This window comes from Pseudoalteromonas ostreae, from assembly GCF_018069805.1.
In the GTDB taxonomy this organism is placed as follows: domain Bacteria; phylum Pseudomonadota; class Gammaproteobacteria; order Enterobacterales; family Alteromonadaceae; genus Pseudoalteromonas; species Pseudoalteromonas ostreae.
The window spans coordinates 43636-67844 of record NZ_JAGPYN010000015.1 but is presented as its reverse complement, the minus strand read 5'-3'; the positions used below and the strand labels follow the sequence as shown (position 1 = coordinate 67844).

19 protein-coding genes are annotated in these 24209 nt (G+C 40.1%); 10 read left to right on the top strand and 9 right to left on the bottom strand.

All coding sequences use genetic code 11. The features are described 5' to 3' along the window. Positions 1–75: 75 nt before the first annotated feature. A complete protein-coding gene (locus tag J7338_RS13405; RefSeq protein WP_210797521.1) occupies positions 76–840 on the bottom strand; it encodes an alpha/beta fold hydrolase in 765 nt (254 codons plus the stop codon). A 140-nt stretch (positions 841–980) separates the two neighbouring features. Between J7338_RS13405 and seqA the strand changes: the two genes are divergently transcribed. From seqA to J7338_RS13375, 6 genes are all read left to right on the top strand, one after another. Then, a complete protein-coding gene (seqA, locus tag J7338_RS13400) occupies positions 981–1565 on the top strand; it encodes a replication initiation negative regulator SeqA (protein WP_210797520.1) in 585 nt (194 codons plus the stop codon). Positions 1566–1575: 10 nt separating this feature from the next. Continuing rightward, on the top strand, positions 1576–3213 hold the full coding sequence (pgm, locus tag J7338_RS13395; protein ID WP_210797519.1) for a phosphoglucomutase (alpha-D-glucose-1,6-bisphosphate-dependent): 1638 nt from the start codon (positions 1576–1578) through the stop codon (positions 3211–3213). 84 nt (positions 3214–3297) lie between these two features. Continuing rightward, a complete protein-coding gene (gene astE, locus J7338_RS13390; RefSeq protein ID WP_210797518.1) occupies positions 3298–4350 on the top strand; it encodes a succinylglutamate desuccinylase in 1053 nt (350 codons plus the stop codon). Positions 4351–4610: 260 nt separating this feature from the next. After that, positions 4611–5825, top strand: coding sequence for a thiamine pyrophosphate-dependent dehydrogenase E1 component subunit alpha (locus J7338_RS13385; protein WP_210797517.1), 1215 nt, complete (start codon positions 4611–4613; stop codon positions 5823–5825). Further along, on the top strand, positions 5825–6802 hold the full coding sequence (locus tag J7338_RS13380; protein ID WP_210797516.1) for an alpha-ketoacid dehydrogenase subunit beta: 978 nt from the start codon (positions 5825–5827) through the stop codon (positions 6800–6802). The genes J7338_RS13385 and J7338_RS13380 overlap by 1 nt, the downstream gene beginning before the upstream one ends. An 8-nt stretch (positions 6803–6810) precedes the next feature. Beyond that, positions 6811–8385 carry a dihydrolipoyllysine-residue acetyltransferase gene (locus J7338_RS13375; RefSeq protein ID WP_210797515.1) on the top strand — a complete coding sequence of 525 codons (1575 nt, stop codon included), beginning with the start codon at positions 6811–6813 and terminating at the stop codon, positions 8383–8385. Positions 8386–8451: 66 nt separating this feature from the next. Here J7338_RS13375 and J7338_RS13370 read toward each other — a convergent pair whose 3' ends face one another. Both J7338_RS13370 and J7338_RS13365 read right to left on the bottom strand, forming a co-directional pair. Further along, positions 8452–9624, bottom strand: coding sequence for a putative manganese transporter (locus J7338_RS13370; RefSeq protein WP_210797514.1), 1173 nt, complete (start codon positions 9622–9624; stop codon positions 8452–8454). 69 nt (positions 9625–9693) lie between these two features. After that, a complete protein-coding gene (locus tag J7338_RS13365) occupies positions 9694–11319 on the bottom strand; it encodes a M28 family metallopeptidase (protein ID WP_210797513.1) in 1626 nt (541 codons plus the stop codon). Between the two features lie 108 nt (positions 11320–11427). On the opposite strand from J7338_RS13365, the gene J7338_RS13360 reads away from it, so the two are divergent. From J7338_RS13360 to J7338_RS13345, 4 genes are all read left to right on the top strand, one after another. Beyond that, on the top strand, positions 11428–12237 hold the full coding sequence (locus J7338_RS13360) for a DUF3025 domain-containing protein (RefSeq protein ID WP_210797512.1): 810 nt from the start codon (positions 11428–11430) through the stop codon (positions 12235–12237). After that, positions 12234–13022: an ATP-binding cassette domain-containing protein gene (locus J7338_RS13355; RefSeq protein WP_182734741.1), complete on the top strand. Its 789-nt coding sequence runs from the start codon at positions 12234–12236 to the stop codon at positions 13020–13022. Before J7338_RS13360 ends, J7338_RS13355 begins: the two co-directional genes overlap by 4 nt. Further along, positions 13015–14223 carry an ABC transporter permease subunit gene (locus J7338_RS13350; protein ID WP_210797511.1) on the top strand — a complete coding sequence of 403 codons (1209 nt, stop codon included), beginning with the start codon at positions 13015–13017 and terminating at the stop codon, positions 14221–14223. Before J7338_RS13355 ends, J7338_RS13350 begins: the two co-directional genes overlap by 8 nt. Before the next feature lie 190 nt (positions 14224–14413). Then, positions 14414–17464: an ATP-binding protein gene (locus tag J7338_RS13345; RefSeq protein WP_210797510.1), complete on the top strand. Its 3051-nt coding sequence runs from the start codon at positions 14414–14416 to the stop codon at positions 17462–17464. A 17-nt stretch (positions 17465–17481) separates the two neighbouring features. Here J7338_RS13345 and J7338_RS13340 read toward each other — a convergent pair whose 3' ends face one another. The 6 genes from J7338_RS13340 to J7338_RS13315 all read right to left on the bottom strand — a co-directional run bounded on the left by J7338_RS13340 (position 17482) and on the right by J7338_RS13315 (position 24109). Then, positions 17482–18324, bottom strand: coding sequence for a UDP-2,3-diacylglucosamine diphosphatase (locus J7338_RS13340; RefSeq protein ID WP_210797509.1), 843 nt, complete (start codon positions 18322–18324; stop codon positions 17482–17484). Positions 18325–18473: 149 nt separating this feature from the next. Beyond that, a complete protein-coding gene (locus J7338_RS13335; protein WP_210797508.1) occupies positions 18474–20198 on the bottom strand; it encodes a proline--tRNA ligase in 1725 nt (574 codons plus the stop codon). A 90-nt stretch (positions 20199–20288) separates the two neighbouring features. Further along, the gene (gene tsaA, locus J7338_RS13330) at positions 20289–20993 is read right to left on the bottom strand and encodes a tRNA (N6-threonylcarbamoyladenosine(37)-N6)-methyltransferase TrmO (RefSeq protein WP_210797507.1); all 705 of its coding nucleotides are present in this window, start codon (positions 20991–20993) and stop codon (positions 20289–20291) included. A gap of 108 nt (positions 20994–21101) precedes the next feature. After that, positions 21102–21674, bottom strand: coding sequence for an outer membrane beta-barrel protein (locus tag J7338_RS13325; RefSeq protein WP_210797506.1), 573 nt, complete (start codon positions 21672–21674; stop codon positions 21102–21104). Positions 21675–21894: 220 nt separating this feature from the next. Then, entirely contained in the window at positions 21895–22365 is a 471-nt protein-coding gene (locus tag J7338_RS13320; protein ID WP_210797505.1) for an acyl-CoA thioesterase, read from the bottom strand. A gap of 97 nt (positions 22366–22462) precedes the next feature. Further along, on the bottom strand, positions 22463–24109 hold the full coding sequence (locus J7338_RS13315) for an electron transfer flavoprotein-ubiquinone oxidoreductase (protein ID WP_210797504.1): 1647 nt from the start codon (positions 24107–24109) through the stop codon (positions 22463–22465). Positions 24110–24209 lie beyond the last annotated feature (100 nt).

Here is a 24209-nt window from a genome sequence, read left to right as displayed (position 1 = left end):
GGCGCGTACTATAGCATATAAAATTGTAATAATTTAGTGCGCTAAGTCAAAAATACGTGATTAAATTTTGCTTTATTAAGCCATGAAAAAATCATTGATAGACTTATTAACCGCCATTGGTTTTTGGGCATGCAACCAATGACCTGCGCCATGAATGATTTTTGCTTTTGCGTTGCAAAATTGTGCCATGATGGCATCACGATATTCTGGCAATATATAATCAGAATCGTTCCCTTTAATAAATAAAGTATCGCATAAACAAGAATCATTTGCTTTAATATTTGCTAAAATATTACGATATTTCTCACTTAAGGTGGTTAAATTAAAACGCCATTGCAGTTCACCGAGTTCGTTTTTCGCATAGCTTTTTAACAAAAACTGGCGAACGCCTAATTCAGGTATTAATTGCGCCATTAATTTATCCGCTTCTTTGCGGTCATTAATTGCATGGCTTTTTACCAGTTTTAGTGCCGCAATGATATCATCATGACGACTTTGATATGCAACAGGGGCGATATCTAATACTACGAGTTTATTTACTGAGCTTGGACTAACATGTGCTATTTGCATAGCAACTTTGCCGCCCATAGAGTGACCGACTAAATGGGCTTTAGCAATACCTAAATGGTCCATTAAGGCGAGTACGTCGTCAGCCATTGCTGGGTAATCCATAATATCACTGTGGGGTGAACGGCCATGGTTACGTAAATCAAGATTCGTTACGGTAAAATTTTCGGCCAAAGCATTGGCAATAACATTTAAATTTTCCAGTGAACCAAACAACCCATGGATCAAAATTACATGCGGCCCTTGGCCAGTTTGTTTGTAATTTAATAGCATCACAGTTTCCAAAAATAATCTCAAAAAAGAGTGCCTAGTTTGCCTAGTGAAATAACAAATTGCAAAACATAGAGAATTGAATCAGGTTTGGGTATAATCAATATGGATGAAAAAATGTGACCCGTAACGACAGGAATAACATGAAAAAAATTGACATAGACGACGAGTTATATCAATACATTGCAAGTAACACGCAAAGTATAGGCGAAAGCGCCTCAACTATTTTACGTCGTTTATTAAATATTCACGGCGAAAATGATTTAGCCGTGTCAGAGAAACCAGAACAGCCCGTCACGCATGAGGTTGCAAAGACGACTCATACTACTAAAAGCACCTCATCGACCGAGAATAAAAAGTCAGCCGCTGTCACACCATTGACACAAGCGCATGCCAGTGTTTTTAATATACTAAATAAAGAAGAGTTGGCAATGCAAAAAGGCGTGGTAGGGCGCTTTTTGTTTATTCTATCTGCTTTACACCGAACCCATAAAACTGATTTTTCAGCGGTATTAGATGTGCAAGGACGAGATCGCGTTTACTTCGCAACCAGCAAAGAAGCGTTAGTAAATAGCGGCAGCAGTATGAACCCGAAAAACATTACCGACAGTGAGTACTGGGTAATGACCAACTCTAATACCACTCGTAAGAAAATGATGTTGCACGAAGTGGCGCTTGGCTTAGGTTATAGCGCTGAACAAGCTGAAAAAATTCGAGACTACTTATAAAGGAAGTGTAATGGCGATTCATTCCGGCGCAGGGAAACCTGCAACACAATCAGATTTAGTAAATGTACCAAAATTAGTGTCTGCTTATTACTTAAATGAGCCAGATTTAGAACAAAACCCTGAACATTGTGTTGCTTTTGGTACTTCAGGGCACCGAGGTTGTTCGTATGATGTGAAATTCAATGAATCACATATTCTCGCCATTACTCAAGCAATTTGTGACTATCGTAAGCAAAATAATATTTTTGGCCCACTTTATTTAGGTAAAGATACTCATGCCTTAAGTGAGGCGGCTTACAATTCAGCGATTGAAGTATTAGTTGCAAACGAAGTGCAAGTGATCACGCAAGAGAACGGCGATTTTACACCGACACCTGTGATTAGCCACGCGGTCGTGTGTCATAACAAATTACATCCACATGAACTAGCTGACGGTATTGTTGTTACACCTTCACATAATCCTCCAGAAGACGGCGGTTTTAAATATAACCCACCGAATGGCGGCCCGGCAGATACTGATGTTACTAAGTGGATAGAAGACAGAGCAAATCAACTACTTCTAGAAGATTTAGTTGAAGTTGAGCTGTTCCCATTTGCAAAAGCAGCCCGTTCTGGGTTTATTAAATACCAAGATTTAATGACGCCATATATTGAAGACTTAATTAATGTGGTTGATGTTGCCGCAATAAGTAATGCACATATTAAAATTGGTATTGATCCACTGGGTGGCTCAGGTATTAACTTTTGGCCAGTTATAGCAACGAAATTCAATTTAGACTTAACGGTCGTAAATAACCAAGTTGACCCACGCTTTGCGTTTATGCCACTAGATAAAGACGGTAAAATTCGCATGGATTGCTCATCACCTTATGCAATGGCAAACCTCATTGCACTTAAAGATGACTTTGATCTTGGCATCGGTAATGACCCTGATTATGACCGACACGGTATAGTTACACCGGATGGTTTAATGAACCCAAATCACTTTTTAGCGGTTGCTATTGATTACTTATTAAATCATCGTGATTGGTCCAAAGACGTTGAAATTGGTAAGACACTTGTTTCAAGTGCGATGATTGACCGAGTAGTTGCCCGTAATAATCGTCAAGTGCGAGAAGTACCTGTTGGTTTTAAATGGTTTGTCGAAGGGCTAAGTACTGGAACACTCGCGTTTGGCGGTGAAGAAAGTGCCGGGGCATCATTCCTTCGTTTGGACGGTACAGTATGGAATACCGACAAAGACGGTTTCATCATGGGATTATTAGCTGCGGAAATTTTAGCTGTAACAGGAAAAACCCCATCAACACTTTATAAAGAGCTTGAGCTCGAATTTGGTGCGCCTATATACAAACGTATAGATGCGCCTGCAAGTTCTGCCCAAAAAGAGCGACTCAAAGGGCTAAGTGCGAAAGATGTGACGGCAGATGTACTTGCGGGCGAGCCTATTTTACAAAAGCTAACTCATGCGCCTGGTAATAATGCCGCTATTGGTGGTTTAAAAGTAGTTACTGAAAATGGCTGGTTTGCAGCGCGTCCATCAGGCACTGAAGATATTTATAAAATTTACCTTGAATCATTCAAAGGTGAAGAACATTTAGCGCTATTAGAAAAAGAAGCCAAGAAGTTGGTTGATTCAGTGATTAGTTAATAACGCTTAGACTATTTGATAACGGCTGATTTATTCAGCCGTTTTTGTATCTTATTTGCATAATAATATGAAGGCATTTGGATTATGACAGCCAACTCAAAGTATTTAAACGAATTACAACAACATGGCGATTTTTTAACTCTCAGCCGTAATAATGAATGGCACTTAGCACCAAGTGTTTTTACTTTAAGCAATGGCACTGCTGTAACTATTCATGACACTGGCGTTATTGAGTTTCAACCAACATGCGACACCACAATCGATGTGGTACTTTCAAGTGCGATCCATGGTAATGAAACAGCACCTATTGAAATTTGTGATGAATTAATTAAGCGCATTATCTTAGGTGATTTACAACTGGCACAACGTGTACTGTTTATTTTTGGTAATCCGCAATCAATTAATATTGGCAAGCGTTTTGTAGAAGAGAATCTAAATCGTTTATTTAATGGTCATCACACTATCGAAGGTGTGCAGATGAATAATGAACGCACACGAGCAGCCAGGCTCGAGCAATATGTTAGTGACTTTTATCAACGTGGCGGGCAACACCGAGAGCGTTGTCATTACGATTTACATACCGCAATTCGTGGCTCTAAAAATGACAAATTTGCTGTCTATCCATTTTTACATGGCAAGCCGTGGAAAAAATCGCAACTACAATTTTTATTAAGCTGTGGAGTGAATACGGTGCTAATGATGAAATCGCCAGCCACCACTTTTAGCTATTATTCTTCTTTTGTTCATGATGCTGATTCATTTACCGTAGAGCTTGGTCAAGTAAAACCGTTTGGTGAAAATGATATGAGTCGTTTTGCGAAAACCAAGGCGACCTTGAGCGCATTAATTAGCCAAAAAGAAGTGATATATAAAGAATTTGATGCAAGTGACTTTGAGTTATTTGCTGTGCACCGATCAATCAATCGCACGGAACACGATTTTTCGTTCCCTTTTTCCGATAATGCCGAGAATTTCACCGGCTTTAGCAAAGGTGATTTGCTCGCAACGGATGGTCAGACCTGTTATTACGCAGATGTTGAAGGTGAAGCAATTATATTTCCTAATGCAGATGTTGCTCTTGGACAACGAGCATTATTAACGGTAATACCATTACAACTAACTGATAATATTATTTAATTTTTCTCTTTGAAAACTAGATCAAATTGTTAACTATATGATGTATATACGTTATACTCTTGTATAGTTAACTTTCCAATCTCACCCTCGCCAATTAACTTTGTTTCGTCTATGATTAGTTGAATAACACTTTACGTTAACGTAAAGTGTTAGCAGCTTTAATTTAAATACAGTACAGTTTCTGCAAAGTTTATCCAGCAGAGAACAGCCAATAATAACAACTGACTTGTACTGTTTACGACAACAAAAGAAGGTAGGTTATGAGCAATCCAAATAACGTATCGCTGAATATTAGTCATGATCTTGCATTTATTGATGGTCATGCTTTAAATATTCCGACCTTGAGTATTTTAAACGAGGATGGCGATATCCACGACGGTGCAACAGCCCCCGATATTGATGAGAGTACTGCTTTGCGCTTATATGAAACAATGCGTTTCATTCGTGCGCTTGATGAGCGTATGCAAGCTGCTCAACGCCAAGGCAGGGTAAGCTTTTACATGCAATGTTTAGGTGAAGAGGCCGCTGTGACAGCATCAGCTGCGGCGCTTGATCAAGATGATATGATCATGGCGCAATACCGCGAACAGGCAGCACTTCATTACCGTGGCTTCACGCTTGACCAATTTATGAATCAAATGTTTTCAAATGAGTTGGATTTAGGCAAAGGGCGACAAATGCCAATTCACTATGGTAGCGCTGCACTTAATTATATGACAATTTCCTCTCCGCTTGGTACGCAAATACCACAAGCGACAGGTTACGCGTACGGTCAAAAAATTAAACACATAGATGCAAAATCTGGTGAGCTAAGCTCAACCATCGATAACATCACTATTTGTTACTTTGGCGAAGGGGCCGCCTCAGAGGGGGACTTTCATGCTGGTTTAAATATGGCCGCAGTACATAAGTCACCGGTTATCTTTTTTGCTCGCAATAATGGTTATGCGATTTCAACCCCTGCTGATGAACAATTTAAGGGCGATGGTATTGCTTCTCGTGGTGTTGGCTACGGGATTAAAACAATTCGTGTGGATGGTGCTGATGCACTGGCTGTCTATGCTGCAACCAAAAAAGCTCGTGAACTTGCCACTAAAACGGGTGAGCCGATTTTAATTGAATCAATTGCATATCGACTTGGCGCACATTCGACATCAGATGATCCTAGTGGCTACCGCTCAAAAGACGAAGAAGCAAATTATCAGTCTTGTCCAATCGAACGTTTTCGCAAATGGTTAATTAAGCAAAACTGGCTTAATGAAGAAGAAGACGACAAAGCCAAAGAGCAAATTCGTGAAGATATATTAGCCGCACTTAAACGTGCTGAAGTGATTGCAAAACCGGCGTTAGAAGAGTTGGTATCAGATGTATATGATACACCGATCCCTTCTTTACAACGTCAATACGAGCAATTGAAAACGCATATTAAGCAACACCCCGATGCTTACCCAGTGACCGCAGGGAGAATTAAGTAATGGCTAAAATGAATATGTTGCACGCGATTAATTCAGCCCTTGATATAACCATGGCTGAACATCCGCAAGCGTGTATTTTTGGCGAAGATGTTGGCTATTTTGGCGGCGTATTTCGCGCAACCTCTGGGCTACAAGAGAAATATGGTCAGCACCGAGTATTTAATACACCATTAACTGAACAAGGAATAATGGGTTTTGCTAATGGCTTAGCCGCGTTTGGCGCCCCAGCACTTGCTGAAATTCAATTTGCTGATTATATTTTCCCTGCGTTTGATCAAATAGTGAATGAATCAGCCAAGTTTCGCTATCGTAGTGGTAATGAGTTTAATGTTGGTAATTTGACTATACGTACTCCTTACGGTGGCGGTATTGCCGGTGGTTTATATCATTCGCAATCACCAGAAGCGTATTTTGCACATACACCAGGACTTAAAATTGTTGTTCCGCGTAATCCGTATCAAGCAAAAGGGTTATTACGTGCTGCGATAAAAGATGATAATCCGGTTATTTTCTTTGAGCCTAAACGTCTATATCGTGCCTCCACAGGTGAAGTACCTGAACAAGATTACAGTATTGAACTGGGTAAAGCTGAAGTTGTTAGTGAAGGTGCAGATGTGACATTACTAGCGTGGGGCGCTCAGATGGAAATCATCGAAGATGCTGCAAAACGTGCCAATGAGCAAGGTATCAGTTGCGAAGTGATAGACCTGCGCAGTATTTTACCCTGGGATATGGAGACTATTGCCAAGTCTGTAACCAAAACAGGCCGCTTAGTTGTCAGTCATGAAGCACCCATTACCAACGGCTTTGGTGCGGAAATCGTAGCGACAATTCAACAAGCATGCTTCTTACATTTAGAATCACCTATTTTACGTGTTTGTGGCTTAGATACTCCGTATCCATTAGCGCTTGAAAAAGAATATGTACCTGATGCGTTGAAAGTGCTCGCCGCAATCAAGCAATCGGTCGAATTTTAGGAGTCATCATGGCAAAAGATTTTATTTTACCGGATATCGGTGAAGGCATCGTTGAATGTGAAGTGGTTGAATGGTTAGTAACTGAAGGCGATACTGTAGCTGAAGATCAACCTATTTGTGATGTAATGACAGACAAAGCATTGGTGCAAATTCCTGCGGTTCATGATGGTGTGATCAGCAAACTCTATTATGCCAAAGGGGATATTGCCTTAGTGCATGCGCCGCTGTTTGCAATGCACGTTGCAGGTGAGGTGAGTGCAGAGCTTGAACAACCAACAACACCTAGTGAGTCAGCAACTGTCAGCAACAACACCGAACTATTAGAAGATTTTATCCTTCCTGACATAGGTGAAGGGATTGTTGAGTGTGAAATTGTTGAGTGGTTAGTCAGTGAAGGCGATTTGATAGAAGAAGATCAAGCCGTTTGTGATGTAATGACAGATAAAGCACTGGTGCAAATTCCTGCTAAATATACAGGCACTGTGGTAAAACTTTATTATGCTAAAGGGGATATTGCACAAGTACACAGCCCACTTTTTCAAATGTCGATTGCAGGCACTCAAGCGAACGTTGTCGATATCAATGATGCATTAGTGAAAGCACAAACCAAAGCGGTAGAGCCAACAAAACCAGCAGTAGTTGAAAAGTCAGTGACAGCAGCTGTAATTAATAAAAAGGCGGTCGCATCACCAGCAGTAAGACGTAAAGCTCGTGAACTAGATGTTGATCTAACTACAGTCCCTGGCAGTGGTAAGAATGGCCGTATTTACAAAGAGGATATTGAACAGTTTGTGAAGGGGGAAGTGCCAAATAGTATTGATACATCACCGCTGCAAACTAAGCCTAACGTTACAAAAACCACAGCTAGCGATATTGGCGGCACGCGCGTTGAGCCAATTAAAGGCATCAAAGCAGCAATGGCTAAACAAATGGTTGCTTCGGTAACGACGATCCCACATTTTACATTTTGTGATGAGATTGATTTAACAACTTTGATTGCTCTGCGCAGTGATTTAAAAGAGCAATATAAGCAACAAGGCGTTAAATTGACCATGATGCCGTTTTTCATCAAGGCCTTATCGCTGGCGATGAAAGAATTTCCGGTTTTAAACTCGAAAATAAATGATGAATGCACTGAGCTTAGTTATTTTGATGATCACAATATCGGTATGGCCGTTGACTCTAAAATTGGTTTGTTAGTGCCAAATATCAAACAATGTCAAACAAAGAGCATTGTTGATGTAGCCAATGAAGTAACGCGGTTGACGGATGCTGCCCGTGAAGGACGTGTTAGCCCTGACGATCTCAAAGGCGGCACAATTAGCATTTCTAATATTGGCGCAATTGGCGGCACAATTGCGACGCCAATAATCAACAAGCCAGAAGTGGCGATTGTGGCATTGGGTAAATTACAACATCTACCGCGTTTTGATGCCAAAGGGCAAGTGGTGTCTGCTGCAATTATGCAAGTTAGTTGGTCAGGCGATCACCGCGTGATTGATGGGGCCACGATAGCGCGATTCAATAACTTGTGGAAAGCGTATTTAGAAAACCCAGCCAAAATGATGATGGCAATGAGTTAAGCGTAGCTCTTAATTATTCATTTTATCAAAGCTCAGCAGTCGCTGAGCTTTTTTAATGTCAGTGACTTACACCCCAAAGAAATATAAGCCATAGCCAACGAGTAAAGCGGGAATTGCCGAATATATTGTTGCCACAAATGCGGCACGTGGTGCCATTGCGATTGCAGGGAAAAGGGCATCGCCGTCATTTGATATTGCATTCGCAGCTAAGGCACTAAAGGGAATGATGCCTTGAATATACAATGTAGTTACCACTATTTGTGGTCCACAGCCAGGTAAAAAACCAATCAAAACGGCAATTAAAGGCGCTAAGTATGCATAGTGAGTAAACCAGGCTTTTAAATCCACACCGGCAAATGTTACCAATAACTCAAATAGCATAAATGAGGCAACTACCCATGCCGTAACAAAATGGGTGTCTTGCAAAACTTTATATAGCTTTGATGGGGGCGTTATAGTCTCTTCTTCTGAAGTTACTTGTTGATAGCTTTGACCCTTCGACGATAGCGCCCAAGTGGTCACAGCCAATAGCGCCATAATAGCGCCAAATAAGGTAATTGACTCAGCAAGTAGAGCATCAAAGGCTGAAAAGTCAGTATTGAAAGCAATCATTATTGCCACAATAAGGCTGGGTATCATAATAATTTGCCAAATTGATTTACTAACTATAACTGCCTTACTAGGCTGACTTAAGCACTCATCAGCATAATCATTTTTTGCTGGGCGAAGATAATTGTGCTTATGAAAAGCATTGACTAAGCTGCCGCTGATAATACCAACGCTCAGGCCAATAATCATAATTAGTAAGCCTTCAAACGGCTTTGTTGCTAATAGTAAAAATGCAGCATCCCCCATGGTCGCTGTTAATACTGCAACGATAGAGCCAAAGCTTGCTTGCCCTTTGGTAAATTGTGTCACTACAATAATAGCGCCTCCGCAACCTGGCAAAGCACCGAGTAATGAAGCAAAACTAATTTCTAACAAGGGGGATTTTTGACTTAAATAGCCAAGCTCTAAGTGAGGTAGCCGGTCAATGGCGTAGTAATAGATAAATAAAGTGGCGGCAACAAATATACTAACTTGAAAAAACGCGTCACTCATTGCCGTTAATGTCATTGCTCGCAAAGGAGCATAAGCTAAACAACACAATAACAATAGCGGTAATAACAGCCGTTTATTACTGGTAATAAAATGTGTGGACGTTGGAAAACTAATTTTGGGCAGTGAAAGTGAAAACATAAGTGCAACCTAAAAACTATCTAAGTTGCACTTTAGATTCAAATTAAATGAAAATCAATATCATTTACATTATTTTCTTTGGAATTCTGAGTTCGCATTCCATTTTGGCCATTGTGGTTGCTCAGAAATGTCAAAACCTACTTGATAAAACAGTTGTAAGTCTTGTACAGCTCCCGATAGATCCCATTCATCACGGTATCTGTCACATGGTTGATGGTAACAACCACGTAGCACTAAGCTCATGCGTTTACGATAATTAGCCGTATCTTCGTCAAGTGCTTCACTGCCACCACCCGCATACATCGCTGGAATACCCATGTTGGCGAAAGCAAAATGATCAGAGCGATAGTACCCGCCTGAAGATGGTTTAGGATCGCCGGAGACCGTGCGCCCTTGTGCATTAGCTGCCTGTGCTAATAGCGAGTCCATTTCTGATTTACCAATACCAACCACACTGATATCTTTTACTTTGCCTAACAAGTTCAAGCTATCCATATTAATATTAGCGACTGTCTTATTTGCTGCTATCACTGGGTGTGCAGCATAGTACTTAGATCCTAATAAACCTTGCTCTTCTGCTGTCACAGCTAAAAAGGTCATTGAGCGGCTAGGGTGCTTTGGTAAACTTGCAAACGCTTCTGCTACTTCAATTAAGCCTGCAGTGCCTGTCGCGTTATCATGTGCACCATTGTAGATTTGGTCGCCTTTACGGTTTTTATCAGTACCTAAGTGATCCCAGTGTGCTGAGTATATAATATGCTCATCTGGTTTTTCACTACCGGGTAAGGTTGCAATGAAGTTATATGAAATTGATTTTTTGATGGTGTTTTTAACCGCAACAGACGCTGTTAAATCGCCCATATCGACATGATAAGCGCCTTTTGCTGCATTGGCTTTCGCAGCGGCAAAATCTAAACCTGCTTTAGTGAAAAGCTCGTTAGCAACCTCTGTGGTTACCCAACCTTCAACGGCAACTCTGTCCATATTATTGTTTTCTTTTTGAAAACCAAACTGCTCGCCACTCCATGAGTTTTCAACCACAGACCAAGGGTAAGAGGCCGGTGCAGTTTCATGAACGATGATAGCCCCAGTAGCACCTTGACGGCTGGCTTCTTCGTATTTGTAAGTCCAACGCCCATAGTAAGTCATGGCGTCACCAGTAAACAAAGCAGGATCTTTTGTAGCAAAACCAGGGTCGTTGACTAAGATCACCACAGTTTTACCCTTAACGTCTAAACCTGCGTAATCATTCCAATTATATTCTGGGGCATTAACACCATAACCAACAAATACCAGCTCAGAGTCTTTAATGCTTTGGCGTTCGCTAATGCGACTGCTGCCCATCACCATATCTTTTTTATACTGGTAATCTTTGCCGCCGATAGTTAATACCATGTTTGGATCTGCTTCAAGAGACACCAACGGGACTTCTTGTAAGAAGCTGTCGCCATTACCGGGTTGATAACCTAGTTTTTTAAATTCTTCAGTAAGGTACGCCAGTGTGAGTTCTTCACCTTTTGAAGATGGAGCTCGGCCACCAAATTCATCGGAGGCAAGCACTTTGACATGCTCAGCGAGTTGTTGGGCATTGATTGAATTATACCCTTTGCTAACATCATCAGAGGTGAGACTTGTTGTTGCACATCCTGCAAGTATCGCAGTTGCAAGGAGTGTCAGAGAAAAATAACGTTTCATAGTCGCTCTTTTTTTGTTTTAAGTTGGCTCAGTATAAGAACTTCTATTAAAGAGAACCAGTTTTTGCGGTAAACTCCAACCATAACAATTGTAAAGCTAAAGATACTCATGAAGCGTTTTACCCCTTACGAACAATGGCATAGCGCCAGTTTAGAAAATGGTGCATTTAGCCATTTAAATACACTGTTTTCTTTAAACGGTTTATCCGACTGGCCACAATGTGCGTGGTTTTCATCATTTTTAGATGCTAAAAATGCAAATCAGCAAACAATTCGCTTTGTTGATGACGCCTGCTTTACTGAGGAAGAGCGCTATTATGAGCAAATCATTTTTGATACCGGTAAAGTGCCAACTCGGCAGCAAAATTGGCATGACTTATTTGGTGGACTTATTTGGTGTTTATTTCCTAAAACTAAAGCATTGATCAATCAACGCCATGTTGAAGAGATCACACTTCACGGCACTAAAGTACGCTCAAAACACCGTAATGCCTTAACCTTGTTTGATGAATGTGGGGTTGTACTTGCTGTAAGTGATGATGTTTGGCCTGCGTTACTTAAAAATCATCAATGGCAGCAGGCATTTATTGAACAAAGAGCATTGTGGGGGAAAACCATTGCGCCATTTATGTTCGGCCACGCAAATTATGAAATGCTAACAAAGCCGTATATTGGTCTGACAGGTAAAGCATTATTTGTAAAAGTACCGAGTGACATGTTTTGTAAAGATTTAGCCCAGCAGTATCAGTATATTGATCAAACCCTTTATGAGATGATTAGCGTCGATAACTGTTTAAGGGACAATAGCCAGCTCTCACCATTACCACTGCTAGGCGTACCAGGCTGGTATGATAATAATAACCCCGAGTTTTATAGTAATACAGATTACTTTAGACCAAAACGAAGGACACGCACATGATAGAAGTTACGGGGCTTAAAAAGAAATTTAAGCTAACTAAAGACCATAAAAAAAACAAAGTCGATAAAATAGATCCCCGTGAAGATAAAGATTATTTTCATTCGGTGCGAGATGTCAGCTTTCATTGTAATAAAGGTGAAGTGCTGGGCTTACTCGGCCCTAATGGTGCAGGAAAAACCACCACGCTAAGAATGATCTCGACTGCGTTAAAACCCGATGAAGGGCAAATAATTATTGCTGGTGAAGACATCATTAAAAAACCACTATTTGGTCGTAAGTCTATTGGTTTTCTATCTGGCAGTACCGGTTTATATGGCCGTTTAACGGTAAAAGAAAATATCGAATATTTTGCAAAATTGCACGGTATGAGTAAAGACGCGATTAGATCACGGTGTGAAGAGTTATTTGATTTACTCGATATGCATAGTTTTATTGATAAACGTGCTGATAATTTATCAACGGGTATGAAGCAAAAAGCCAATATAGCCCGCGCAGTTGTGCACCACCCAGCAGTCGTGGTGCTTGATGAGCCGACCACGGGATTAGACATTATGACTACTCAAACAGTGATCGAGTTTATCAAACGGCTTAAAGCGCAAGGCACTCCTGTTATATTTTCAACCCATCATTTAGATGAAGTAGCGCTACTGTGTGATCGCGTTGCGGTGATCAACGAAGGTATCAGTTGTTTTGACGGCAGTCTTGACGAATTTAAAAAAGTGGGTAAAAGCGACGAACTAAATCAGGCGTTTATGAATATTTTGACGGAGAAAAATAATGTTTGAAGTATTTAAAAAGGAACTAAAGGAGCTATTACGAGATAAAAAAACACTTATTTTTATTGTCGCATTGCCAGTTGCTATCTTTCCATTATTATTTGCGGTGATGGCATTTATTAGTTCTCAAGCAACACTTGAAGCCGAACAAAAAGTTCATACCTATGCCATTATCAATGGCGAATATGCGCAATCATTCACAGATAAAGTTTTTTACCATAAAAGTTTTCAATTATATAAAGGTGAACACACCTTTAATACAGTTGCAGAGCTTACAGAGGCCGTTAAAGCTGGCACCATTGATATGGGTATTTTCTTACCCGCAGATGCCAAACAAAATCTGGATGACGCAAAACAAAGCCAGTGGCAAGTAGTTTATAACGATGCCAAAGCGATTAACTTTTTATTCGACAGAGTAAAAGAGCTTGCTGAAGAATTTGGTAATAGCCTAAGAGCTGAAAAACTATTGAGCTATGGTGTTTCAGTTGAGCAACAAAGTGCGATTATTGATCCAATCAAAGTAGTAAAAGTTGATACCGCTGATAAACGAGAAAATTTAGGTGAGAAAATTGGCGGCTTGATTCCTTACTTACTTATTCCATTAGTATTGATGGGAGCAACATACCCAGCAATTGATTTAGGAGCAGGTGAAAAAGAACGCGGCACATTAGAAACGTTACTACTGACACCAATCACCCGTACGCAACTTGTATTAGGTAAATTTATTACTTTACTTGCAGCGTCAATCGCCACCACAACGATAACAGTGTTGAGTATGGGGGTTTGGATCAGTATCGCGATTTCTTTCATTGATTTGGATGTGATAAAAACAGCATTTAGTTCATTACGAGTATTAGACTTGGCACTCATTTTTATTATTTTATTGCCCGTTGCCGCTATTTTTTCTTCTCTTGCGTTAGCAATATCGATTTATGCGCGTAGCTTTAAAGAAGCGCAAAATTATATGACACCACTGAGCATGGGGGTGATATTTCCTATCATAGTTGCCTTATTACCGAATGTGGAGCTAACCGCTAAAACCGCATTTATACCGGTTACTAATGTGGCTTTGGCGATTAAAGAAATTATCAAAGGCACGATTGATTACACCTTACTTGGAGTAATCTTTTTAGCGACCGTTATTGTTGCCGGTGCACTATTAGCATTTTGTGTAAAATGGTTTAATAAAGAAGAAGTCTTATTTAGGTAACAAATTTTAAGAGTAGGCTGAGCGTTGTTGTTTGTCCTCAGTTTAGTATAAAAATGACGGGCTAGCTCGTCATTTTTTATTACACACTTATAGTTTCCTTATTAAAATGAAGACACTATAAAAAGCTCAGGGGTAACCTTTTAATTGCTCTATAATGTAGTTTGTATTTGAAAGAAAATTGGCAATTTAGATGCGCTACTCCCTGACATTTTTTAATTTATTTCGCAGCAATAAAATCTCCTTATTAGCATTGTTGTTTTTTTTCGTTCTCGCAATTCCTGCGTTATATATATTTGAGCTGAATGTACGCAAAGACATTTACCAGATCGCTCATACTACATTACAGCAAGAACTTGATACAAAAGCACAAATATTAAAAGGACATTTAAAACACAGAGTCTCGTCAATCAACTTTTTAAATGCCACGCCGCCTATCAGCGGTATCAGCCGAGCTGCCGCAAATAACCTTATTGATCCACTCTTAAATACTCCCATCGCAATATGGCAAACGCGTTTAGCTGAAATATTTAGTGGCTTTATGCACACTGACCAGCATTTATTACAAGCTAGATATATTACCCTTGCTGATAATGGTCAAGAAATTGTCCGTGTTGATAGGATCAATGATGCAGTGGTTCGCCTAGAGGGAGACTTATTACAACAAAAAGGGCAGCGGGATTACATGCTTAATGCTAGCATGTTAGATAGTGAATCTGTCTATATATCACCGATTAACTATAATCGAGAGCATGGCCAAATTCAGACCCCTTACGTGAGTACCTACCGAGTTGCGAAACCGGTTTTTAATAAACAAGGAGCAGTGTTTGCTGTATTAGTAACAAATTACTTTGCCGATGAGCTATTTAATAGTGTGACTTATAGTTCATCAACAGGGGTTGATGTTTATTTGTTAAATGATCAGCAGCAGTTTTTATTTCACCCAGATCCTAAACTGCGGTTTGGTTTTGAGTTTGGTCAAGACATTACGTGGTCAAGTGTATTTAGCCAAAGCCAAAATATGAGCAGTCAAACAACTTTACCTTTTCATGATTTACCAAGTCATTATTATTTAAAACAACGTATTAGCTTTGAAAATAATATTAGCATGCTACCCCTAGAACTTGCCGTGTCAATTAATACCGGTATTCTGTTAAAAGACGTTGCTATGCGTCGTGAGCACTTTCTGCTGATAATTATTTCACTTTTCACTGTTTTGTGGTTATTAGTGTGGTTATACCAAGGGTATATAAATCGCAAATTAGAGCTTCACTCTTTGAAGGAGCGTAATAACAAGATTATTGAAAACTCCCTCGATGCAATTTTAACAGTACAAGAAAATGGCCTTATCAGTAATGCTAATAAAACAGCGTTACAGTGTTTTGATATCATTATTGATCACACCCAGTTTATGCAACTATTTACGCTTGCTGAAATTGATAAGTCATGTATTGATGAAACAATAGTACAGGGGTCAAAACCATCATTTGAAGGCGTGTATATTGATCCGCAGGATCAACAACACTTTTACTCAATTACACTTACTAGCGTGTTTGATATTTTTACCCAGCGCTACCAAGTTGCAGCGATTTTACGAAACATCAATTCCCTTAAACAGACTCAAGTAGAGCTTGAAAAACTCAATAGTACGTTAGAACAAAAAGTGCGCCAACGTACAACTGAACTTGAAAGTGCGATTGAAGAAGCGTTGGCAGCCAGTAAAGCGAAAAGTGATTTTATTGCTAATATTTCCCATGAAATACGTACGCCTATGAATGGTGTATTAGGGATGCTGGAAATGCTCAAAGAAGACACGCTAACGCAGCAGCAACAACAATATTTAGAGCTGGCCAATAGTAGCGCTAACTCATTAATGACATTAATTAATGACATCTTGGATTTTTCAAAAATCGAAGCAGGTAAACTTGATATTGATAACCACAGTTTTGATGTGATTACTGTATGCAGTGATATGATCACCTCTATGGCACTACAAGCTCAACGTAAAGGCTTAGAAGTTTTTTTGTATACCGATAAAGTGATAGATCGTATGTTAGTTGGGGATAGCCACCGATTAAAACAAATATTAATAAACTTACTTAATAATGCATTTAAATTTACTCATCAAGGTGAAGTCAGTTTAACTCTCGGATGTCAGTATCTTACTGAAGATATGTTATTAATGAGTTTTGTGATTGAAGATTCAGGCATTGGCATTGCTGAAAAAAATATCGGTAAGCTGTTTGAGGCCTTTACCCAAGAGGACACCAGTACCACACGCCATTTTGGTGGTACTGGGCTTGGTTTATCAATTTGTCGTAAGTTGGCGCAATTAATGGGGGGGGATATTAGCGTCACCAGTGAAAAAGGCAAAGGGAGCTGTTTTACAGCGCAAGTGCAATTACATATTGCAGCTGAGAAAAAGCTTAATACTAGCGTTGAGTTGGCAAAAGATATTCAGGTAGGCATGCTGATAGATAGCGACAGTGTATATAACAATATCACTAATTTATTGATTAAAAACTGCCAAGTAGCAGCTAATAATATTCAACGATTTGATTACCAAGCACAGTACCAAGAGTTAAAAGTTGATTTATTGGTTATTGATAATGATCACCCATATTTACAAACATTAATTAGTTTATGTAATAAGCAGAATAAAAAATATGTATTAATCTTGCGGGATTTACTACTTAGTAAAAAAGCTAAAGAGCAGGTGCCTGAAAATTGCCATGTGCTAAATAAGCCGCTTACCCAAGATCAATTTAGCTATAAGTTAGCAAGTTTGTTTGGGGTTAATAATAGTTTTCTGGTTGCAAGCCAAGGTAGTGAGCATACAGAATATGTTGAATACGATTTCTCAAATTTTAAGCTGTTATTGGTTGATGATAATATGATCAACCTTGAAGTCGCCAAAGCAATATTAAAAAATACTGGTATCACTATTGTATGTGCCGGTGATGGCCTTGATGCACTGGAAATATTAAACACAAATCAAGCCCCTTTATTTGATCTGATTTTAATGGATTGCCAAATGCCAAACCTCAATGGCTATGACACGACCTTCGCAATTCGCAGCAACAAAGCTGGCGCTGACTATGCGAAAGTGCCTATTATCGCTATGACTGCCAGTGCTATGGCGGGTGATAGAGAGCGTTGTATTACAGCTGGTATGAATGATTATATTACCAAACCCATTAAGCCAAAAGTTTTGAAAGATAAACTAGCTATGTGGTTAAAATAAACCATACAGTTTAAATTCTAAGCTACTGATTTTTCTGGTTTAGTGTTTGGTTCACTTATATTAGAATTTAGTTTGCTAATATCAGTCGAATTAATCACTATTTGAGTATCAGACCAGTGTAGCAATTCGATACGGCCATTTTCTTGCTCTACTACCGCAGTACAGCTTTCTATCCAGTCTCCATCATTACAGTAAACAATACCATCAACAACTTTGATCTGCGGGTGATGAATATGACCGCAAATAATACCGTCTACGCCTTGCTTTTTAGCCTCATGAATAGCCGCGTTTTCAAATGCCTCTATTGCTTCACGCGCTTTATGAACGCGGGCTTTGATCCAAGCAGCGAGTGACCAATAGTTACCACCGTATAAGCGTCGAATACGATTAGTCCAGCGATTTAAAAATAGTAAAAAGTCATAACCTGCATCACCGGCAATACTGATCAGTTTGTTATACCGAGTTGCTGAGTCAAAATCATCACCGTGAACCAGCAAAAATCGTTTGTTGGCTTTAGTGGTGTGAATATATTGCTGGTGGACTTCAATACCAAATAGGCTGTTATTGACGTACTGCCTGAATGTTTCGTCGTGATTGCCGGGAATATAAATCACCCGTGTACCTTGAGCGGCTTTGTTTTGAATACAAGTTAATACTTGATAGTGACTAGAATGCCAATAAAAATTTCGCTTCATTGACCATAAATCGACGATGTCACCCACTAAATAAAGGGTATCGCACTCAATACTATTTAAAAAGTCGAGTAAGTAATCTGCTCGACAATCTTTATAACCTAAATGTACATCGGAGATCCAGACGGCTGGATAGTATTTTTTATCACTTTTTTCGATGTTGTGCATAGGAGATCACTCACGGTGTAATAACAATAAAGTTAAGCAACATGAATGACGTTTATAAGACTGTTTGACGAAACTTCTATGACAATTAATAATCGTGAAAAAACAAAAAACCGCATTACGCGGTTTTTTGTTTCAGAGGGTGGTGATGATTAAGCGTTCATAGCCGCTTTTATTGCTTCAACAGCGGTATTAATGTCTATCATTAGTTTTTCACCGGTACGACGATTTTTCAGCTCAACCATGTTTTCATCAAGATTGCGCTCACCAATTACTAAGGTGAAAGGTACACCGAGTAATTCCATGTCGTTAAACATCACACCTGGGCGCTCTTTACGGTCATCAAATAACACGTCTAAGCCTGCGGCTTTTAAACTGTCGTAAAGATTATTAGCAATATCCGGTATACGATGCGATTTATGCATATTCATTGGCACAATAGCTAAATCGAATGGGGCAATTGGCTGTGGCCAAATAATACCGTATTGGTCATTATTTTGCTCAATAGCTGCTGCAACAATACGCGATACACCGATACCATAACAGCCCATAGTCATTATTTGGTTTTTACCGCTTTCGTTTAATACACCCGCTTTCAATGCTTCAGAGTACTTAGTACCAAGCTGGAAGATATGGCCAACTTCAATACCGCGTTTAATATGTAAAGTACCATTGCCACATGGACTAGGATCACCTTCGACAATATTACGTAGATCAGCAACTTCATACTCAGTTACATCGCGATCCCAGTTAATACCGCTGTAATGCTCATCATCTTTGTTAGCACCAGCTACAAAATCAGCCATTACGTTTGCTGTACGGTCTACTAAAATTGGCATGGTTAAGCCAACAGGGCCTAATGAACCTGGTTTAGCACCAATGGCTGCAATGATGTCAGCCTCGTTTGCCATTTCCAGTGGGGAATCTACTAACGGATGTTTTTCTGCTTTAAGTTCGTTTAGTTCATGATCGCCACGAACAATTAACGCAACTAGGCCACGCTGACCGTTTTCGTCTGGCGTGCCATATACAATCAGAGTTTTTACGCCACGATGTGGTTTAACACCATAATGCTTTTTAAGCTCGTCGATGGTTTTAGCATCAGGCGTTGGGAATGCTTTTAATTCTTTTGCAGCAGCAGGGCGCTCTTCGGTAGGTGCTAATGCTTCTGCTTTTTCGATGTTTGCCGCGTAGTCACTTTTATCACTAAAGGCGATAGCATCTTCACCTGATTCAGCTAACACATGAAATTCATGAGATACGCTACCACCGATAGAGCCGGTATCAGCAAGAACAGGACGGTAATCAAGGCCTAAGCGATCGAATATATTACAGTATGCTTTGTGCATTACTTGATAAGTTGCATCTAAACATTCTTCACTTAAATGAAATGAATAGGCATCTTTCATGGTAAATTCACGTGCGCGCATAACTCCAAAACGAGGACGACGTTCGTCGCGCACTTTTGTTTGTACTTGATACAAAGTAAGCGGTAATTGTTTATACGAACTTACTTCTTTACGAACAAAGTCGGTGATCACTTCTTCATGGGTTGGTCCTAACGCGAAAGTACGATTGTGGCGGTCAGTAAAACGCATAAGTTCTGGGCCAAACTGCTCCCAACGGCCAGACTCTTCCCATAGATCCGCAGGTTGAATAACAGGCATCAACATTTCGATTGCACCTGATTTGTCCATTTCTTCACGCACAATGTTTTCGACTTTTCGTAACACGCGTAATCCAGAGGGTAACCAAGTATATAGGCCCGACGCGACGCGACGGATCATGCCCGCTCTTAACATTAATTGATGCGATACAATTTCAGCATCTGATGGCGTTTCTTTAAGTGTTGCGAGTATATATTGACTGGTACGCATGTTTATTCCGATAGTTATAAAATTATTATTTCAATTGGGCACTCAGTTTAGCAGCGGTTGCTTTTACACTAAAGCGCTAAGTGTGTTTTTCTAACTTTTTTCTATGCTAGTGACATAGTTATGCTCGTCGTTGACTTGCCAACGGATATTAAAATCATACAAGGTCATTCCATAACTTTGTGCACCCTCTTTTTGCTTTTTATAGGCAGGGCGAGGATCTTGCTTAAGTACATTACTAATAAAGTCATGCAACTGTGGGAAGTTGGTTTGCTGTTCAATAAACTCCTGCACTTGCGGGCTAAACTCAACGGTCATTTGCGTTTCTGGGCGCGTGTCAGCAAAGCCTGCGGTGGCATCAACCATGGCATCTGAATAAGGTAAATAGGGTTTGATGTCTAAAATCGGGGTGCCATCAAGTAAATCTATGCCTGACAATAATAAACACAGCTGGCCATTTATATACTCTATGCCTTCAAGCTTGACGGCACTCATGCCTATGGCATTGGGTCTAAAGGTCGCGCGTGTGGCAAATACGCCTTTGCGCTCATTACCGCCTAAACGCGGTGGCCTAACCATGGCTGAGTAGCCTTTGTCAGCCGTTTCATGAAAGCGAAACAATAACCAAATATGGCTGAATTCATCTAAACCACGAACAAATTCTTCACGGTTAAAATCAGCAGCAAATACCAACTTAGCTTTTGCTTGTGGAACTAAACGCGGTTGGCGAGGGATGGCGAACTTTTGTTTATAAGGAGATTGAATATGGCCAATAGCCGTTAGTTGAAAATCGCTCATGAAACTCAATTACTGTTAAAGATACGATATTCTAACCGCTAACAACAAAAAAGGCAGCTCGAAGCTGCCTTTTAATGCTAAATAACCTCAGGACAGGTTCAGCATTACTTAAAACATGTATTGTACAGATACTGATGCGACGTCCATATCTGGATCAATATCGTCTTCTAATTCGTAGCGCTCGTACTCAAAGCGTATTTGCATATTACTAGTAAATGCATACTCTATACCTGCACCGTAGAATATATCGCCACCACTTTGATCGGTTGATATTTCACCAAGGGCTGGAATATCACTGGTTACCTCGGCGTCCCATTCTAACCAACCACCTTTGGCGTAAACAGAAAAGCTTGCTGTTATTGGTGCTGCTAATCGTGCAGCAAGGGAGATACCATCTACCTCAGCGTAACTATCTATATCACTTACTTCATCAAAGTTCTGATAGGCCAGTTCTAAACTCAAATACTTATTAAATTGTGAACCAACATAGCCTTTGAGCATCTGCGAGTCGTCGTCAAAATTGATGTCGTTTTCAGAATCTTCAAATTGGAATGAGTATTGACCGTAACCAATACCTGTATATACGCGAGGGTAATCCAGGTTTGTTGTCTCTGCGCTAGCAGCAGTATTAAAACTTAACAATGCTAATGAGATGGCAGAAAGTGAAATTGATTTAATCATTTAATAGCTCCTTTACAAAATAAAAAATATAACCTTAACTATCGGTTTTTTTAATATTGCATGGTGCGTGCCATGATTTATTTGATTTAAAAACAGCCGCTTAAAGTCTTTTTTAGCATGTAAAGTATACCAGTGAGCGCTATTTAAACGCTCGTTCAGTTTGGCTGAAGAAAAAATTTCTGACTAGGGTGTAGTTTTTACAGATAGATAATTTAGGTGATCAGGGTTCTGATTTATGCAATAAAGTTTCAGTTTCTATGGCAATCTCTTTCATCTTAATTGCGTAGTTTTCGATTTTTTTGTCTTCGTCGCTTTGCGCTGTGTATACAGGTACAGCGACAGGGTAGCCAGTTTCATCCATGGCAATAAAGCTGATCACACAGTGATTGGTTTCAACAAGGTTACCGGTTTTTGGATCGCCACAGCGTACTTGAATAAAAATTTGCATACTGGTTTTACCGGTATGAGCAATTTTTGCTTCAACCTCAACAATTTGGCCAACGAGGATAGGACGCTGGAATTTAACACCCGCAACGGATACTGTTACGCAGTAATGACCACTCCAACCTGCGGCACACGCATAGCCTGCTTGGTCAATCCACTTCATGACCACGCCACCATGGACTTTGCCACCAAAATTCACATCGGTGGGCTCTGCTAAAAAACGAAATATAACACTTGACGACGGCATAAACTTACTCATTATAATTTCTCGACATTATTGAGCATAGCGCAAAAAAGGGGCCGAAGCCCCCTGCAATTTAGGATTTATTTAAAATTAAAAGTAATTACATATTCGGGTAGTTAGGTCCACCAGCGCCTTCAGGTGTCAGCCAAGTAATATTTTGACTTGGATCTTTAATATCGCAGGTTTTACAATGCACGCAGTTTTGTGAGTTGATCACAAATTTATCTTTACCTTCAACTTTTTGAACTTCATACACGCCTGCTGGACAGTAGCGCTGAGCGGGCTCATCAAACTTAACTAAATTAACCTCAATTGGAATTGCTGCGTTTTTAAGTTTTAAGTGACACGGCTGAGATTCTTCGTGATTGGTATTTGATAAAAACACCGAAGATAACTTATCAAAGCTGAGTTGACCATCAGGTTTCGGGTAATCAATGACACTGGCCTGATTTTTATCAACTAGCGCTGCGTGATCTGGGATATTGTCTTTGAAGGTAAAAGGTAATGCTCCTGCAAAAATATTTTGATTAAGGGTGTTATAGGCACCACCAAGAAATTTTCCTAACTTGTGCATCACAGGGCCAAAATTACGTGATTGATATAGCTCTTTATAAGCCCAGCTTTGCTTAAATGCTTGGCTGTAGTCAACTAAGTCAGTATGCTGTTGCTCGTTTGTAAGCGCGCTAAAGATCACCTCAGCGGCAATCATACCTGACTTCATCGCTGTGTGGTTACCTTTGATTTTGGCAAAATTCAAAGTGCCAGCATCACAGCCGACCAACAAACCGCCTGGGAAGTGCATTTTTGGTAATGAGTGCAAGCCACCTTTAGCAATTGCACGAGCGCCATAAGCAATACGTTCACCACCAGCTAATACATCTTTAAAGATTGGGTGGTGTTTCATACGCTGAAATTCATCAAACGGGCTTAAATATGGGTTTGAGTAATTTAAATCTACAATTAAGCCAACTACAACTTGATTATTATCACTGTGGTACATAAACGCACCACCGTTAGTATCTGCACTTAAGGGCCAACCGGTGCCATGAACTACCGTGCCTTGCTTGTGTTTAGCAGGATCGATTTGCCAAATTTCTTTGAATCCTAAACCATAATGTTGCGGTGAGGCATCTTGATCAAGTGCAAACTGATTGATCAGCTGTTTGCCTAAATGGCCACGACAACCTTCAGCAAATACAGTGTATTTAGCACGAAGTTCCATGCCAGGCATAAAGCCATCTTTTTCATTGCCATTGCTATCAAGGCCCATATCGCCGGTAATAATGCCTTTTACTGTATCATCTTCAATAATGAGAGAGTGCGCGCTAAAACCGGGGAAAACCTCAACCCCTAGATTTTCTGCTTGCTCCGCTAGCCAGCGGCATACATTTCCCATCGACACAATATAGTTACCGTCGTTTTGAAATGTTTTAGGTGCGGCAAAGTGAGGGATAGCGGTGGCTTTGCTGTCATTATTAAACCAATAAACTTCATCATTCGTCACTTTGGTTGTGACTGGAGCCCCTAATTCTTGCCAATTAGGGAGTAACTCATCGAGTGCGGTAGTCTCAAATACTGCCCCAGATAAAATATGTGCGCCGACTTCAGAGCCTTTTTCAACAACACAGATCATGCACTCTTTATTTTTTTGTTGGGCTTGTTGCGCTAACTTTATCGCAGTAGAAAGCCCTGCAGGGCCTGCACCTACGATTACTACATCAAATTCCATGGTTTCACGTTCGACCATAATAACCTCTTGTGTGTGACGGAGCCGTACCTTTGAGGAAGGTAATTTCATACTTGCAAATGAAACGTTACAGGCTGTGAATAGTTTAAGGTTATTTTAG